The 14234-nt window shown below is 40.0% G+C and carries 14 protein-coding genes; 11 read left to right on the forward strand and 3 right to left on the reverse strand.

Translation table 11 applies throughout. From position 1 onward, the window contains the following. Window positions 1–112 precede the first annotated feature (112 nt). From OC25_RS26950 to hisS, 5 genes are all read left to right on the forward strand, one after another. Window positions 113–1705 carry a sensor histidine kinase gene (locus OC25_RS26950; RefSeq protein WP_156131478.1) on the forward strand — a complete coding sequence of 531 codons (1593 nt, stop codon included), beginning with the start codon at window positions 113–115 and terminating at the stop codon, window positions 1703–1705. Between the two features lies 1 nt (window position 1706). Then, complete coding sequence (locus OC25_RS13945; RefSeq protein WP_039477074.1) at window positions 1707–2450, forward strand: LytR/AlgR family response regulator transcription factor; 744 nt, start codon at window positions 1707–1709, stop codon at window positions 2448–2450. Window positions 2451–2672: 222 nt separating this feature from the next. Then, entirely contained in the window at window positions 2673–2873 is a 201-nt protein-coding gene (locus OC25_RS13950) for a hypothetical protein (RefSeq protein WP_039477076.1), read from the forward strand. Beyond that, window positions 2863–3480, forward strand: a complete 618-nt coding sequence (locus OC25_RS27350; protein ID WP_082018600.1) for a LytR/AlgR family response regulator transcription factor — start codon at window positions 2863–2865, stop codon at window positions 3478–3480. Before OC25_RS13950 ends, OC25_RS27350 begins: the two co-directional genes overlap by 11 nt. Before the next feature lie 66 nt (window positions 3481–3546). After that, the gene (gene hisS / locus OC25_RS13960; RefSeq protein ID WP_039477078.1) at window positions 3547–4938 is read left to right on the forward strand and encodes a histidine--tRNA ligase; all 1392 of its coding nucleotides are present in this window, start codon (window positions 3547–3549) and stop codon (window positions 4936–4938) included. 114 nt (window positions 4939–5052) lie between these two features. Here hisS and OC25_RS13965 read toward each other — a convergent pair whose 3' ends face one another. Beyond that, on the reverse strand, window positions 5053–5784 hold the full coding sequence (locus OC25_RS13965) for a class I SAM-dependent methyltransferase (protein WP_039477081.1): 732 nt from the start codon (window positions 5782–5784) through the stop codon (window positions 5053–5055). A 162-nt stretch (window positions 5785–5946) separates the two neighbouring features. Here OC25_RS13965 and OC25_RS13970 point away from each other — a divergent pair, with 162 nt between their 5' ends. After that, on the forward strand, window positions 5947–7245 hold the full coding sequence (locus tag OC25_RS13970; RefSeq protein ID WP_039477084.1) for an MFS transporter: 1299 nt from the start codon (window positions 5947–5949) through the stop codon (window positions 7243–7245). Between the two features lie 130 nt (window positions 7246–7375). Here the strand turns inward: OC25_RS13970 and OC25_RS13975 are convergent, their stop codons facing one another. Next, a complete protein-coding gene (locus OC25_RS13975) occupies window positions 7376–7756 on the reverse strand; it encodes a VOC family protein (RefSeq protein WP_039477086.1) in 381 nt (126 codons plus the stop codon). Window positions 7757–7884: 128 nt separating this feature from the next. Here OC25_RS13975 and OC25_RS13980 point away from each other — a divergent pair, with 128 nt between their 5' ends. The 4 genes from OC25_RS13980 to OC25_RS13995 all read left to right on the forward strand — a co-directional run bounded on the left by OC25_RS13980 (window position 7885) and on the right by OC25_RS13995 (window position 12245). Then, the gene (locus tag OC25_RS13980) at window positions 7885–9165 is read left to right on the forward strand and encodes a replication-associated recombination protein A (protein ID WP_039477088.1); all 1281 of its coding nucleotides are present in this window, start codon (window positions 7885–7887) and stop codon (window positions 9163–9165) included. A 59-nt stretch (window positions 9166–9224) separates the two neighbouring features. Beyond that, entirely contained in the window at window positions 9225–10697 is a 1473-nt protein-coding gene (locus tag OC25_RS13985) for a DUF5687 family protein (protein WP_039477090.1), read from the forward strand. Between the two features lie 2 nt (window positions 10698–10699). Further along, entirely contained in the window at window positions 10700–11392 is a 693-nt protein-coding gene (locus tag OC25_RS13990) for an ABC transporter ATP-binding protein (RefSeq protein WP_039477092.1), read from the forward strand. Window positions 11393–11567: 175 nt separating this feature from the next. Further along, a complete protein-coding gene (locus OC25_RS13995) occupies window positions 11568–12245 on the forward strand; it encodes a YiaD family glycine zipper/OmpA-like lipoprotein (RefSeq protein ID WP_175632721.1) in 678 nt (225 codons plus the stop codon). A 457-nt stretch (window positions 12246–12702) separates the two neighbouring features. Here the strand turns inward: OC25_RS13995 and OC25_RS14000 are convergent, their stop codons facing one another. Further along, on the reverse strand, window positions 12703–13047 hold the full coding sequence (locus OC25_RS14000) for a hypothetical protein (protein WP_039477096.1): 345 nt from the start codon (window positions 13045–13047) through the stop codon (window positions 12703–12705). Between the two features lie 152 nt (window positions 13048–13199). Between OC25_RS14000 and OC25_RS14005 the strand changes: the two genes are divergently transcribed. After that, window positions 13200–14231, forward strand: coding sequence for a Gfo/Idh/MocA family oxidoreductase (locus OC25_RS14005; RefSeq protein ID WP_039477098.1), 1032 nt, complete (start codon window positions 13200–13202; stop codon window positions 14229–14231). Window positions 14232–14234 lie beyond the last annotated feature (3 nt).

A 14234-nucleotide genomic window follows, 5' to 3' on the forward strand; every position in this document is an offset into this window, starting at 1 on the left:
AAAACATAAATTCTGTTTAAAACCTTCCTTTTACAAGATTATTCGTGCCGTATCCTGTTTTAATATTTCTTAAGCAGCTTTTTTGCCAGATGTTTATGAAAAAATTAAACGCATGAAAAAAATAATTCTTTCCTTTTTGCTACTACTATTTGCAATTGTTGCCCATGCACAGAACAATAAATACCTAGTTGATGAATATGGTAATCCAAAACATTATTCAGTTGGCGTAAAATATTCCAAATGCAACATCTTTTTGGTGGTAGATAGCGGTACTAAGCATGTTACGCCATTTGAATATCTAAATAACTTTCCTTCAGGGAATATCGTTTTATTGAAAGGCGCAAAATCGATTGAGATTGAAAGTAGGATACAGAAAGATAGTTTGAGTTTTTATCGCTATTCAATTATACAGAACGATTCTATCGTTATTAAAAAAGATGCAATCCCAACAGAAATAAAATATAGATGGGGTAGTGGAAGTATTCTGCCTAACTACGTAGCGGCTGATTTAGGGATATTTAACGCTGTAAACAAGAAAATAGAAGTCCAAATTTACAGAACCGATCTTAAAACGCGTGTTACTTCGGTAATAATATACAACAAGCCGATTTTTGCATCGAAATCACTGTCGTTCAAATTATTAGGCGAAAACTCCGTCCGAAGTATTAATAATAATACCAGTTTAGCCGTTAATGGAAGTGTAAAAGGTATAAGGGTTTCGATGGAAAATACAGATATCAATGCTTTGTATTCAGTAGTTATTGAAAATCTTGATTCTCATTCTTCAACATTATTGAATCCCAAATGGAAACGGATTAAGTTAGGCGGTATGGTAATTGCAGATATTGGTGTCTCAGAGTTTAAACTGCCGGGCAGGTATAGGGTTTCAGTATATCCCGAAACTAGCCAATATGCTTCTTGGATCAATAACAAACTGAGCCGAGACTTTCTTTTTACTACTTTAAAACCTAGAACATCACTTTTCACTCAAAAACAGCTTATCATTTACGGTTTAATCTTATGTGCAATTTTCGGCGCAATTTTCGGCGCTGCGGTAACCTATATAAAAAGAAAAGAAGCCCAGAAATTGGCCTTAAAACACCGCGATAAAGAAATGGCGAGAATACAACTGGCATCAGTTCGCTCACAGCTAAACCCCCACTTTTTGTTCAATGCGCTGGCTGGCATCCAAATGTTAATGAACAAAAATGAAACCGATAAGGCCAACCGGTATCTCAGTAAATTTGCCCGTTTAACCCGTAATGTGCTCGAAAATAAAGAACTGATTAGTTTAACAGCAGAGAAAACTTTACTGGATGACTATCTGCAAATGGAGCAGTTGCGTTTTGGTTTTCAATACAAAATAAGTGCTTCGGCTGATCTGGATACCGAGAATATCGAAATTCCGGCCATGTTGCTGCAGCCCTTTGTTGAGAATGCAGTTAAACATGGGGTAGCCGAAAAGGGAAATGCCGGTCAGATTGAAATCAACTTTATCAAACAGGGGACAGATTTGGTATTACGAATGGCCGATAATGGGAGCGGTTTCGATACCTCCAAAAATTACGATGGTTTGGGGTTGGCTCTGAGCAAAAACCGGGTATCTTTACTCAATTCTATTTATAAGGAAACACCGTTTGTACTCGATATCCAGTCGGGCCATAGCGGAACAACGGTTAACATTACACTTACCCAATGGTTATAGTATGCGGGCAATTTTAGTAGATGATGAAGCGGCTAATCTCGAAAATTTAAAGATTTTACTGGCCAAATATTGTCCGGATATTAAAGTGGTGGCCTGTGCCACCACCATTGATGAGGCTTTTACACAGGTTAATCTGCACCAGCCCGATTTACTCTTTCTGGACATCCAGATGGGTAAAACCACAGGTTTCGATTTGCTGAATAAACTTACGCTGAAAACTTTCGAAGTGGTCTTTGTTACCGCTTATGATAACTATGGCATTCAGGCAGTAAAGTTTGCCGCTTTAGATTACCTGTTAAAACCTGTTGATCCCGATGAACTGAAAATTGCCGTTGCCAAAGCCGAAATCAGGATTAAAAATAAGATACACGGCGAGCAACTTAATTTTTTGCTGAGCCAGATTAAGAAAAGTGAATCCAGTATTCCGAAAATAGCACTACCCCAGCAACACGAAATCCGTTATGTTTCGGTTGAGGATATTGTACGTTGCGTGGCCGATAATACCTATACCTTTTTCTTTTTGGCTAATGGCGATCAGGTATTAATCTCGAAGCCGCTAAAGGAATATTCCGATTTGCTAAAACCACATGGTTTTATCCGCACGCACCAAAGCCATTTGGTTAACCCCCGTTTTGTAAAAAGCTGGCTTAAGGAAGATGGAGGTACTTTACTGATGGATACCGGCGATAAAATTCCGGTAAGTAAACCGAACCGTGAAATGGTTAAAGAGGTGTTGGGGAAATAACTTTCAGCGATTTAACCACTAGGGCCCAAAGAGCACTAAAACAATATTTAATTGACCACAAAACCTACCCGGTTTACCAGGTGCCTTTGGGGTTTAAGCTTGTCAGGTTAGCGGATACTAGAAAACTGGTTATTAATTCTCTCTGAATAGCCTAAAATACTCAATGTTGATTTTTTGATAAAGTGGTTGCTGCTACTTTCGCTAAACATTTAATCAATCGACATGAAACAAATACTCTTTTTACTTTTCTTTATCATTTTTTCCGGCACTCAAGTGGCACATGCTGCATTTATGAATATGGGGTCAGCCGAAATAATTATGCTGTTAATAACAGGACTTTTTGCACTTTTAGTAATTGCAGGTTTTATTTTTTTATGTTTATATCTGATTAAAAAGTCCAGGTCTGCGCAAAATGAAAAATAAAATAATATTCGGATTGGTTTTTATAATGGCTTATGGGGTTCAGTTTGCTCATGCCGGATTTTTGGGTGCTGCCGAATTAATAATGCTTTTGATAGTTGGACTTGTGTTTTTTGGTTTCTTTGGTGGTATTTTCATGCTCATTTATTTTTTGGTTAAAAGAAATAGAAATACTTCTGCCCACCAGCCTCCAAGTACGGTAGCCATTAATTTTGGGAGTCCGGCATCTTCTCCTGTTCCGGTTGTGGAAAAGGTAGTGGATGATAGTGCGCATGCTAAGATCAATGCGGCAAGAATTGCTTTGCCGCAACAGAATGAAATCAGATACGTTGCAGCAACAGAAATTATCAGATGTGAAGCAGATAATAACTATACCAATTTCTTTTTTAGTGATGGAGATAAGATGTTAATTTCTAAATCTCTAAAAGAATATTCCGATTTGCTAAAACCACATGGTTTTATCCGTACGCACCAAAGCCATTTGGTTAACCCCCGTTTTGTAAAAAGCTGGCTTAAGGAAGATGGAGGTACCTTACTGATGGATAGCGGCGATAAAATCCCGGTAAGTAAACCGAACCGTGAGATGGTGAAAGAGGTATTGGGGAAATAATTTGCAAACCTCACAGGTTTTTAAAACCTGTGAGGTTTAACCCTACATTTTTGTATTTTTGCGGCTATGTCAGTTATTAAACCCTCATTAGCAAAAGGTACGCGCGATTTTTCTCCGGTTGAAATGGTAAAACGCAATTTTATTTACGATACCATTAAAACTGTTTTCAAAAAGTATGGCTATGCCGAAATTCAAACTCCAAGTTTCGAAAATTTATCAACCCTAACCGGTAAATATGGCGATGAAGGCGATAAACTGATTTTTAAAATATTAAACAGCGGCGAATTTTTGAAAGATCCTAAAAAGAAATCTTTCGATTTTGCCGAAGAAGATAATAGCAATAAACTGATTTCATTAATTTCTGAAAAAGCTTTGCGTTACGATTTAACTGTGCCTTTTGCACGTTACGTAGTGATGCACCAGAACGATATTACCTTACCTTTTAAGCGCTTTCAGGTGCAGCCGGTTTGGCGTGCCGATAGACCGCAAAAAGGCAGATATCGTGAGTTTTATCAGTGTGATGTGGATGTGGTAGGTTCAGAAAGTTTGCTAAACGAAGCCGAGTTTATCTTAATCTACAATGAAGCTTTGGGCAAATTAGGCCTTAAAGATTTCAGCATAAAAATTAATAACCGTAAAATTTTATCGGGTATTGCCGAAATTATTGGTAAACCGGATTTAATTATCGATATGACTGTTGCCATCGATAAACTGGACAAAATTGGTTTAGATGGGGTAAGTAAAGAGCTGTTAGACCGTGGCTTTACCGAACAGGATCTAGAAAAGCTGCGCCCGGTAATTTTGTTGGAGGGCAGTAACGAAGAGAAGCTAGCCAGTTTGAAAGAGGTTTTAGCAACTTCGGAAACCGGGTTAAAGGGTATTGCCGAAATTGAGCAGGTTTTTGGCTACGTAGAAAGCCTTATTGCTTACAGTTTGCCATTAACGGCTAAACTGGAACTGGATATTACCCTGGCTCGCGGCTTAAACTATTACACCGGTTGTATTTTTGAAGTTAAAACCAACGAGGTAGCCATGGGCAGCATAGGTGGTGGTGGCCGTTACGATGACTTAACCGGCATGTTCGGGCTAAAAGATTTAACTGGCGTAGGTGTTTCGTTTGGTGCCGATCGCATTTACGATGTACTGGAAGAGTTAAACCTTTTCCCTGCCGCTGCAGAAGTAGGTACCAAAGTGCTCATCAGTAATTTCGATGCTGAAGCTGAAAAATATGCCTTGCCAATTTTACAACAATTCAGAAATGCAGGTATTGCTACCGAACTTTACCCAACTTCGGCCAAACTCAAAAAACAAATGGCTTACGCTGATGCCAAGAATATCCCTTACGTAATTTTAATCGGTGGTGATGAAATGACGAGTGGAGAGCTTACCTTAAAAGATATGCAAAGCGGCGAGCAGAAAAAACTGACCGTTTTGGGTATTTTGGATTTGATGAAATAGTTTTTAACCACAGAGTTCACTGAGGTTTCACAGAGTAAACAGAGCATATTTACTTGTTTATCAAAACATACTTAGTGCGCTCTGTGCCTTCCTTCTGTTATCTCTGTGGTTAATTTAGCGTCCAACCCGTAACAGAACCGGGAAATGCACATCTTTTTCTGCATCATCGCCCCAGGCTTCTTTTAACTCGGTAAACATATATTCCAGTGGGTTGCGTTCGTTGGCTTTTTTGTAATGTTGCAGCGCCGACCAGGTATTTAAATAACCAATTAACTGGTTAAAATTCCAGGTGGTTTTAATCTGAAAGTGTGGTGCAACCAGCTCTTCAAAAGGGAAAGGAATGGTTTTGTAATTTTCTTCGATATAGCGGCGTTCGTTGTCCCAATATTTGCCTAAAATATCCTCGTACAACTTATGCACGGCTTTATCTACTTTTTTATCGATGTACATAATGCCGTAGCCAATTACGGCGAAAAGTCCATCGGGTTTTATTGTTCTTTTTACCTCGGCATAAAATGCTTCAAAATTAAACCAATGGATGGCCTGCGCTACGGTAATGAGATCGAAACTGTTATCTCCGGCAGTGGTTTGCTCTGCAGGTTCAACTTTGTAAGTGATATTGGGTAACTGTAATGCATTTTTCAATTGATTTTCGCTAATATCTGTGGCGTAAACCTTCTCAAAATGCCCGGCAAGCACACGCGCAACCTGTCCGTTTCCTGTGGCGCAATCCCAGGCAGCTTGCTTATTCAGCGTTAACTTAAACAGATAATCATACAGTTCCTGCGGATAGGTTGGCCGGTATATCGAGTAGCCTTCGGCCTGGGTAGAAAAGTTATCTTTCATCGTTTAATGATTGGATTTCGCATGTGCGGGGTAACAGAGTGGAAGTTCCGGAGGAGGCTTCCTCGCTTTCTTTATAAAATTATTATATTTTTGAATAAGAACCGAATTATTGGGGCTAATGTTTCATTTGCAATTCAATCGTTCAAAATCCATTCATTCCATATGTCAAAAACCTTTCCTCAGAACGAAATCAAAGATGTAGAATACCGGTTGAAATCAATATTTGGCGGTTCTGTAGGTAATCTGGTAGAATGGTATGATTGGTATACTTATTCGGCTTTTGCGTTATATTTTTCACCAGCTTTTTTCCCAAATAGCAATCCCACGGCACAATTATTAGATACTGCCGGCATTTTCGCGGTCGGTTTCTTAATGCGTCCAATTGGTGGCTGGTTATTTGGCAGCATAGCCGATAAATTCGGGCGCAAACGCTCCATGACGCTTTCGGTATTGATTATGGCCATCGGATCGCTGATTATTGGTTTAACCCCAGGGTATAAACAGATTGGTATTGCAGCTCCTTTGTTGTTGATTTTTGCGCGGTTAATTCAGGGATTAAGCACCGGTGGTGAGTACGGCACATCGGCCACTTATCTGAGCGAAATGGCTACACGGAAACATCGCGGCTTTTATTCGAGCTTTCAATATGTAACTTTAATTGGCGGGCAATTACTAGCCCTCGGTATTCAGCTGATTTTGCAAAACTGGCTGTTAAGCCCTGCCGAGCTGCACGAGTGGGGCTGGCGGATTCCGTTTTTTATTGGCGCAATTCTTTCTTTCATTGCTTTGTATTTAAGAAGGCATATTGATGAAACCACGGCATTTAAAAGTAAACAGTCGGCCGATAAAAAAAGCGGGATTGCTGTATTGCTGCAATATCCTAAAGAAGTTTTTACTGTGGTGGGCCTAACCCTGGGCGGAACCATTGCTTTTTATACTTTCAGCACCTACATGCAAAAGTTTCTGTTTAATACCGTGCACCTGAGTAAAGAAACCTCAACCACACTTTCGTTTATTTCGCTACTGGTATTTGCCCTTATGCAGCCCTTGTTTGGTTTATTATCAGATAAAATTGGACGTAAACCTTTACTCATTGGCTTTGGTGTACTGGGCACATTATGTACTTACCCCATTTTAACCAGCTTAACACACGAAACCAATACCACCATCATATTCTTCCTGATGATTGCTGCATTGATTATTGTTAGCGGCTATACCAGTATCAATGCAGTAGTAAAAGCTGAGCTTTTTCCGGCAGAAATCAGGGCTTTAGGGGTAGGTTTACCCTATGCTTTAACTGTAGCCATTTTTGGTGGTACAGCCGAGTATTTTGCACTTTGGTTTAAAAACATCGGGCACGAAAGTTATTTTTATTGGTATGTTACGGGCTGTATTCTAATCTCGCTCATTTTATATACCACCATGAAAGATACCAAGCATCACTCTAAAATTGAGGATTAATTTAAACAGTGGCGATGCAATCGCCATTCCCGCACATCCGCGTTACAAACGCGGACGATAGCGTATTCATTTTGAACTTTAAAGAGACCCTGAAATAAATCCGATAGCTATCGGATCAGGGTGACGATCTTTATAGATAATTACTCACCTCAATCAAATTCATGTCCGGATCGCGCAGGTAGATAGAAATAATTTTACCATTGGCGCCTGTTCTTTCAACCGGCCCTTCTTCTATTTCGATACATTTCTCCTTAAGTTCTTCCATTACCACACGCAGTGGAAAATCGGTAATGAAACATAAATCAGCTGTTCCGGGGGTAGGTTTAAAAGCTTTGGGTTCAATTTCGCTTCCGTGTTGATGGAGATTGATTTTCTGGTTGCCAAATTTCAGCGCCTTTCTGTTTTCGCCAAACTCAACAATTTCCATCCCTAAGGCCAGGTTATAAAAGCGGCAGGTACTCTCCAGGTTTGACACTGTAAGTACCAGGTGATCTAAATTTTTAATATCCATAACTGTATGTTAGAACTAAAGCCTGCATCTTTTTGTTTTAATAAGGTATTAAAAGATTTACGCTTTCGATATTTGGTTAATCAAGATTATCGACCAACAAAATAATCAATTTTTATATATTTACCATTATGCAAAACCTGCCTCCTTTAGCCGAACGTATGCGCCCTCAAAATCTCGATGAATATGTTGGTCAACAGCATTTGGTAGGAGAGGGAGCCGTGTTACGCAAGGCAATTGAGGGTGGTCAACTGCCATCTATGATTTTTTGGGGGCCGCCAGGCGTGGGTAAAACTACGCTGGCTTACATTATTTCACAGGCACTGGATCGGCCGTTTTTTAATTTAAGTGCCATTAACAGCGGGGTGAAAGATATCCGTGAGGTAATTGATCGCGCGGCACAGTTAAAAGATAGCTTTTTAGGCTTGCCCATTTTGTTTATTGATGAGATTCACCGCTTCAGCAAATCACAACAAGATAGTTTGTTAGGTGCGGTAGAACGCGGATTGGTTACTTTAATCGGCGCCACTACCGAAAATCCGTCGTTCGAGGTTATTTCTGCATTGCTTTCGCGCTGTCAGGTGTATATTCTAAAATCACTTACCGAAACTGAACTGGTGGGTTTACTGCAAACGGCCATTAAGAAAGACAGTGTACTAGCAGAAAAGAAAATTACTATAAAAGAGCATGAAGCGCTGATCCGCTTATCGGGTGGCGATGCGCGGAAACTGTTAAACGTACTCGAAATTGCCATTAATGGCATCGGTGGGAATAAAATGGTGCTTACCAACGAAAATGTTTTAGCCCATGCGCAGCAAAACCTGGCTTTGTACGATAAAGCCGGCGAGCAGCATTACGATATCATTTCGGCCTTTATCAAATCCATCCGCGGTAGCGATCCCAATGCAGCGGTATATTGGCTGGCCCGGATGATAGAAGGCGGCGAAGATCCTTTATTTATTGCCCGCCGTTTACTGATTTTATCTTCAGAAGATATTGGCAATGCCAATCCAAATGCCCTGTTGCTGGCCAATAATTGTTTTACAGCCGTTAACGTTATCGGTTACCCCGAAGCGCGCATTATTTTGTCGCAGTGCGTTACCTATCTGGCCAGTTCGCCTAAAAGCAATGCCGCTTACGAAGCCATTAACCAGGCTCAGGCTTTGGTGAAACAAACCGGTAATTTGCCTGTGCCTTTGCATATCCGCAATGCACCAACCAAGCTGATGAAAAACATTGGTTATGGTAAAGATTATCAGTATTCGCACAGCTATGATGGTAATTTTTCACCACAGGAGTATTTCCCTGAAGAGCTGAGCGGAACTAAACTATACGATCCGGGAAAAAATGCAGCCGAAGAAAAGCTGCGTGAAAAGCTAAGGCAAAACTGGAAAGACAAATACAATTATTAGTGTAACATTTCATTCATAACTGATACTAATAACTAAATTAGTAATTAACCTAAACAAATATGCTGAGTACTTTTTTAAGTCACCAAAGAAAATCTTTTTGGCGTTCACGAAATAAAGGCGGAAGTATTGCAACACAAATCATCATTGGTTTTTTTATGCTCTATTTCCTCGTTATTGCCGTAGGGGTTGGTTTCGGTATGACGATCTTCCTGCCCAAGGTTTTTCCTAACCAGAATGTCATGACGAGCTTTAACGGAATAATTTTATATTATTTCGCATTCGATTTCCTCATGCGTTTGCAGTTGCAGGATATCCCAACGCTGAGTATCATCCCGTACCTGCACCTTAAAATTTCAAAGCGTAAAATCATTAACTTTTTAAATGCAAAAGCACTTTTTTCAGCATTTAATGTTTGGCCGCTGTTTTTATTTTTCCCATTCATATTTCTCAAAATTGGAGCAGTAGAAGGACCTCTGGTAGCATTGATGTATGTGATCGCCATTCTTTCGATTATGGTGTTTAACAACTATTTTGTGCTGTACCTTAAACGGAAATCGATTACAAACATCCTTTTTACCCTGATTGGTCTGGCTATAGTGGGCACATTTGCCGCTTTAGAGTATTACAAGGTCATTTCCATCATGGCTGCTTCGAATTTTGTTTTTAGCCAAATGACAAGCAGACCTTACCTGGGGCTTATTTTTCCGGGCATTGCTGCAGCGATGTTTGTGATCAATTCGAACTATCTGCGCCGTAACCTGTACGTAGAAGAAATGGGCGCCAAACAGGAGAAAAAAGTAAGTACCGATTACCCTTTCTTAAATCGCTTTGGCAAAGCCGGCGAATTGGCTGCACTCGAGCTTAAGTTAATATTGAGGCATAAACGCCCGCGATATTCTGTAATAATGGGGGCTATTTTCCTGTTGTATGGCTTTCTCTTTTATAAAGCACCCTACATTGCAAGCGATTCCTTTGCCAAAATGATTTTTGCAGCCATTTTTATGACCGGTTTTTCTATCCTGAGCTACGGTCAGTTTATGTTTGCCTGGCAGAGCTCGCATTTTGATGGGCTGCTCATTAATAAGATTGATTTTAAAGACTACATTAAAGGTAAATTCCTGCTTTTTACCATCATTTGTACCATTGTAACCATTTTGGCCAGTTTTTACGCTTTTTTAAGTCCGAAACTTTTGTTGCTGCATCTGGCCGCTTACTTATACAATATAGGCTTTTGTACGGTTCTGGTTTTGTACCTGGCCACTTTCAACTACAAAAGGATTGATATTACCCGCAGTGCAAGCTTTAACTTTCAGGGCATGGGGGCTACGCAATGGATTCTGATGATTCCTTTCGTCTTGCTCCCTTACCTCATTTATTTGCCATTCGGGTACTTAAACAGGCCATACTTGGGTTTAATGGCTATTGGTTTCTTCGGCCTGGTAATGCTGGCCATGAGAAGTTACTGGATAAACTACATTACCAAAAAATTAGAATTAAAACGTTATAAAATAGCCGAAGGCTTTAGAGAATAATTATGATTTTAGAAGTTAAGAATTTACAAAAAGTTTATGGCGATAAAACCGTTGTAAACATTGACGATTTACAAATCGTAGCTGGCGAAACCGTTGGTTTGGTAGGCAATAACGGTGCAGGTAAAACAACTTTCTTCAGGATGCTTTTAGATCTGATCCGTCCTACGCAGGGTGAGGTGCTATCGAAAGGCGAAAATGTAATGCACAACGGCGATTGGAAAAATTATACCGCTTCTTTTCTGGATGAAGGCTTTCTGATCGATTATTTAACGCCCGAAGAGTATTTTATATTTATAGGCAGTTTGCATAACATGAGTGTGGCCGATGTTTCTGCCTACCTGACGCAGTACAGCGAGTTTTTCAATGGCGAAATTTTAAACAGCGGCAAATACATCCGCGATTTTAGCAAAGGAAACCAGGTTAAGGTAGGTATTGCAGCAGCATTAATGCAAAAGCCTGAGATTTTAATTTTGGACGAACCTTTTGCCAATCTCGATCCCACAACGCAAATCCGCCTGAAGAATTTATTAAAAGCACAGGCAGGTAACATGACCACTTTTATTTCGAGTCACGATTTAAATCACGTTACCGATGTATGCCACCGGATTATTTTGGTTGAAAAAGGAAGGATAATTAAGGATTTTAAAACAGACGAAAATACCTTGCAGGAATTAGAAAGCTATTTCTCTGCCTAGTTTTTGTACTAAGAATGATACAATGCGAAAGCGTTTGCCCAAAAGCAGACGCTTTTTTATTTGGAAAAATATTCTTTTTAGGGCTATTGGTTAAAATTTAGCCGAAAATAACGATGGTGTAATTTTTGGCATTGTGTTTGAACAGGACGGGTAGAAATTATAAATCTAGATTATTATGAGTATTTCAAAAGTAAGAATAGCGACATTAAGTATAGGGTTAGCAGTTGGTTCGATGGCATTCCAAAGCTGTGATAGTTTAACTAAAACACAAAAAGGAGCCGGAATTGGTGCTGCAGCTGGTGGTGTTATTGGTGCCTTAATTGGTAAGAAAGCTGGTAATACTGCTGTAGGTGCTTTAATTGGTGGTGCTATTGGCGGTACGGCCGGAGCGTTTATCGGTCGTAGAATGGATAGACAGGCAGCCGAAATCCAAAAAGCAATTCCTAACGCTGAAGTTATTCGTGAGGGTGAAGGTATTATTGTAAAATTTGACAGCGGTATTTTATTCGATTTCGATAAAACTGCGTTAAAAGATGCCGCTAAAACCAATATTCAGAGTTTAGCATCATCATTAAATCAATACCCGGATACTGATATCAAGATTATTGGTCACACCGATAGCAAAGGTACCGAGCAATATAACCAGGGCTTATCTGAAAGAAGAGCTGCTGCGGTTAAAGCTTATGCTGTTTCTCAAGGTGTACCGTCAAGCCGTTTAGTTACTATTGGTAAAGGTTTTTCAGAGCCGATTGCCGATAACGAAACTGATGCAGGTCGTGCGGCAAACCGTCGCGTAGAGATTGTAATTGTTGCTAACGATGCATTAAAAGCTACTGCGCAAAAACAAGGATAATATCGCAATTTCCCTCTACCTATGAGGTCATTATATATGCAACCCTGGTGTACATCCACCGGGGTTTTTTTATGCTTTGTAGTATCCGCGGTATTATAATTTATGGTGTCATCCTGAGCCTGTCGAAGGACCTTAGTCAACCCTTTCAATTCCCAGTTTGGTGGCCCACCAAACTATAAGAAATACTGATTTGGGGATTAATTTCATCATATAGGGTGTCTTCTTGAGGGTTAATTTATTTGTATAAAAATCAATGTGAGGGATAGCCTCTCTGAGTTCGTCATTTCGAGCGGAGTGCAACGCAGTCGAGAAATCTGTAAGATAGATTTCTCCGTTTCGCCACCGGTGAAAAACCGGCCGGCTACAGTCGAAATGACGATTCTTCTACAGGTTCTGTCAATAGTAGCGTTTGATGCGCCACCATACCTGGAATGAACCACGAATGAGGTTGTAGGATTTAAGAATAAATATCTTCGAAATAACTCACCACGAGCGATTTCATCAACATTTCCTGCTCCAGCATGGTATATGGAGGAATGGCCTTAACCAGTCTCCAGTGTGGCCAGCCATCCTGATCTAGGCCTTCAAGTTCGTAAAAGCCCATTTCGCTCAATAAACGGCAGGTAGCAATGTGCATCAGTTCTTCTTTCTGCCGCTTGCTATATTTCTTTGGACCTTTGCCCAGTTCCTGCACACCGATTAAGAAAAGCATTACTTTCAAATCAGGAAACTCCGAATCAAATTCTATTGAAATCTTCTCCTGTAAAACTTTCCACTTGGCATTAATCTCCGAAGGTTTCATGTGTTGTTTCGTTAATTGTTAATTTTTCGGATTTTGATTCCAAACATTTGTGCAAAGATAGTGTAAAAACGTGTAAGCAGCAGGTAAAAAGGTTGGTGCTTTTACAGCCAAAGCTTCCTTCTTAATTGTATTTTTGGTTACATTTATAACTTATGAATACAAACAAAACAATCAGTGCAGGCGTATTGGCTTATGGCATGTCGGGCAAGGTTTTTCATGCCCCATTTTTAGATGCTCACCCAGGTTTCAATTTAAAAGCAATAGTAGAGCGCAGTAAAAAAACGGCTGTTAACGATTACCCCAATATTTTAAGTTATAACAGTGTTGATGAACTTTTAGCTGATGATGAAATTGAGCTGGTTGTAATTAACACCCCAAATAACCTGCATTACGAACACGCAAAAGCAGCTTTAAATAACCACAAGCATATTTTGGTAGAGAAACCTTTTACTGCTACAACCACGCAGGCAAAAGAACTTTTCGAGCTGGCCGATAGTGTAGGCAAACAAATTTTCTTTTACCAGAACCGCCGCTGGGATAGCGATTTTACCTCGGTACGTAATGTAATTCAAAGTGGTAAATTAGGTAAACTGGTTGAAGTGCACATGCGCTACGATCGATACCGTAACGTAATCGGACCAAAGGCGTTTAAAGAAAACCCGGTTGAAGCCAGCGGTTTATTATACGATTTAGGGCCTCATCTTTTAGATCAGGTAATCGGTTTATTCGGTAAACCTTTAAGCTACCACAAAATCTTAGGCAAAAACAGGGCAGGTACCCTGGTTGATGATTACTTTTCTATCCAGTTAAGCTATCCGGATAGTTTGAATGTTTTTGTTACTTCGAGTATGCTGGTGGTAAATCCGCAGGCAGGCTTTGTTTTACATGGTATGAACGGAAGCTTTATTAAGCATAGAACCGATATTCAGGAAGAACAGCTTTTGGCCGGTATGAAATTAAGCGATCCGGCCTATGGCATCGAATCTGAAAGCAAAGATGGTGTATTAACCACTATTGATGCCGATGGCAATAAAACCGAAGAAACCATTCCATCAGAAAGAGGAAGTTATCTGCCACTTTTCGAAGCTGTTTATCAGGGCATTGTTAACAATAAGCCTTATCCGGTAAGCCGCGAAGATGTTACGACACAAATGGAAATTATAGAAAGCCCGGTAACTGCATAAGCC

The sequence above is a fragment of the Pedobacter kyungheensis genome (assembly GCF_000812965.1).
In the GTDB taxonomy this organism is placed as follows: domain Bacteria; phylum Bacteroidota; class Bacteroidia; order Sphingobacteriales; family Sphingobacteriaceae; genus Pedobacter; species Pedobacter kyungheensis.

Coding starts and splice junctions, on each gene's coding strand:
- OC25_RS26950 (WP_156131478.1), top strand. CDS start 113: ATGAAAAAAATAATTCTTTCCTTTTTGCTACTACTATTTGCAATTGTT.
- OC25_RS13945 (WP_039477074.1), top strand. CDS start 1,707: ATGCGGGCAATTTTAGTAGATGATGAAGCGGCTAATCTCGAAAATTTA.
- OC25_RS13950 (WP_039477076.1), top strand. CDS start 2,673: ATGAAACAAATACTCTTTTTACTTTTCTTTATCATTTTTTCCGGCACT.
- OC25_RS27350 (WP_082018600.1), top strand. CDS start 2,863: ATGAAAAATAAAATAATATTCGGATTGGTTTTTATAATGGCTTATGGG.
- hisS (WP_039477078.1), top strand. CDS start 3,547: ATGTCAGTTATTAAACCCTCATTAGCAAAAGGTACGCGCGATTTTTCT.
- OC25_RS13965 (WP_039477081.1), bottom strand. CDS start 5,784: ATGAAAGATAACTTTTCTACCCAGGCCGAAGGCTACTCGATATACCGG.
- OC25_RS13970 (WP_039477084.1), top strand. CDS start 5,947: ATGTCAAAAACCTTTCCTCAGAACGAAATCAAAGATGTAGAATACCGG.
- OC25_RS13975 (WP_039477086.1), bottom strand. CDS start 7,756: ATGGATATTAAAAATTTAGATCACCTGGTACTTACAGTGTCAAACCTG.
- OC25_RS13980 (WP_039477088.1), top strand. CDS start 7,885: ATGCAAAACCTGCCTCCTTTAGCCGAACGTATGCGCCCTCAAAATCTC.
- OC25_RS13985 (WP_039477090.1), top strand. CDS start 9,225: ATGCTGAGTACTTTTTTAAGTCACCAAAGAAAATCTTTTTGGCGTTCA.
- OC25_RS13990 (WP_039477092.1), top strand. CDS start 10,700: ATGATTTTAGAAGTTAAGAATTTACAAAAAGTTTATGGCGATAAAACC.
- OC25_RS13995 (WP_175632721.1), top strand. CDS start 11,568: ATGAGTATTTCAAAAGTAAGAATAGCGACATTAAGTATAGGGTTAGCA.
- OC25_RS14000 (WP_039477096.1), bottom strand. CDS start 13,047: ATGAAACCTTCGGAGATTAATGCCAAGTGGAAAGTTTTACAGGAGAAG.
- OC25_RS14005 (WP_039477098.1), top strand. CDS start 13,200: ATGAATACAAACAAAACAATCAGTGCAGGCGTATTGGCTTATGGCATG.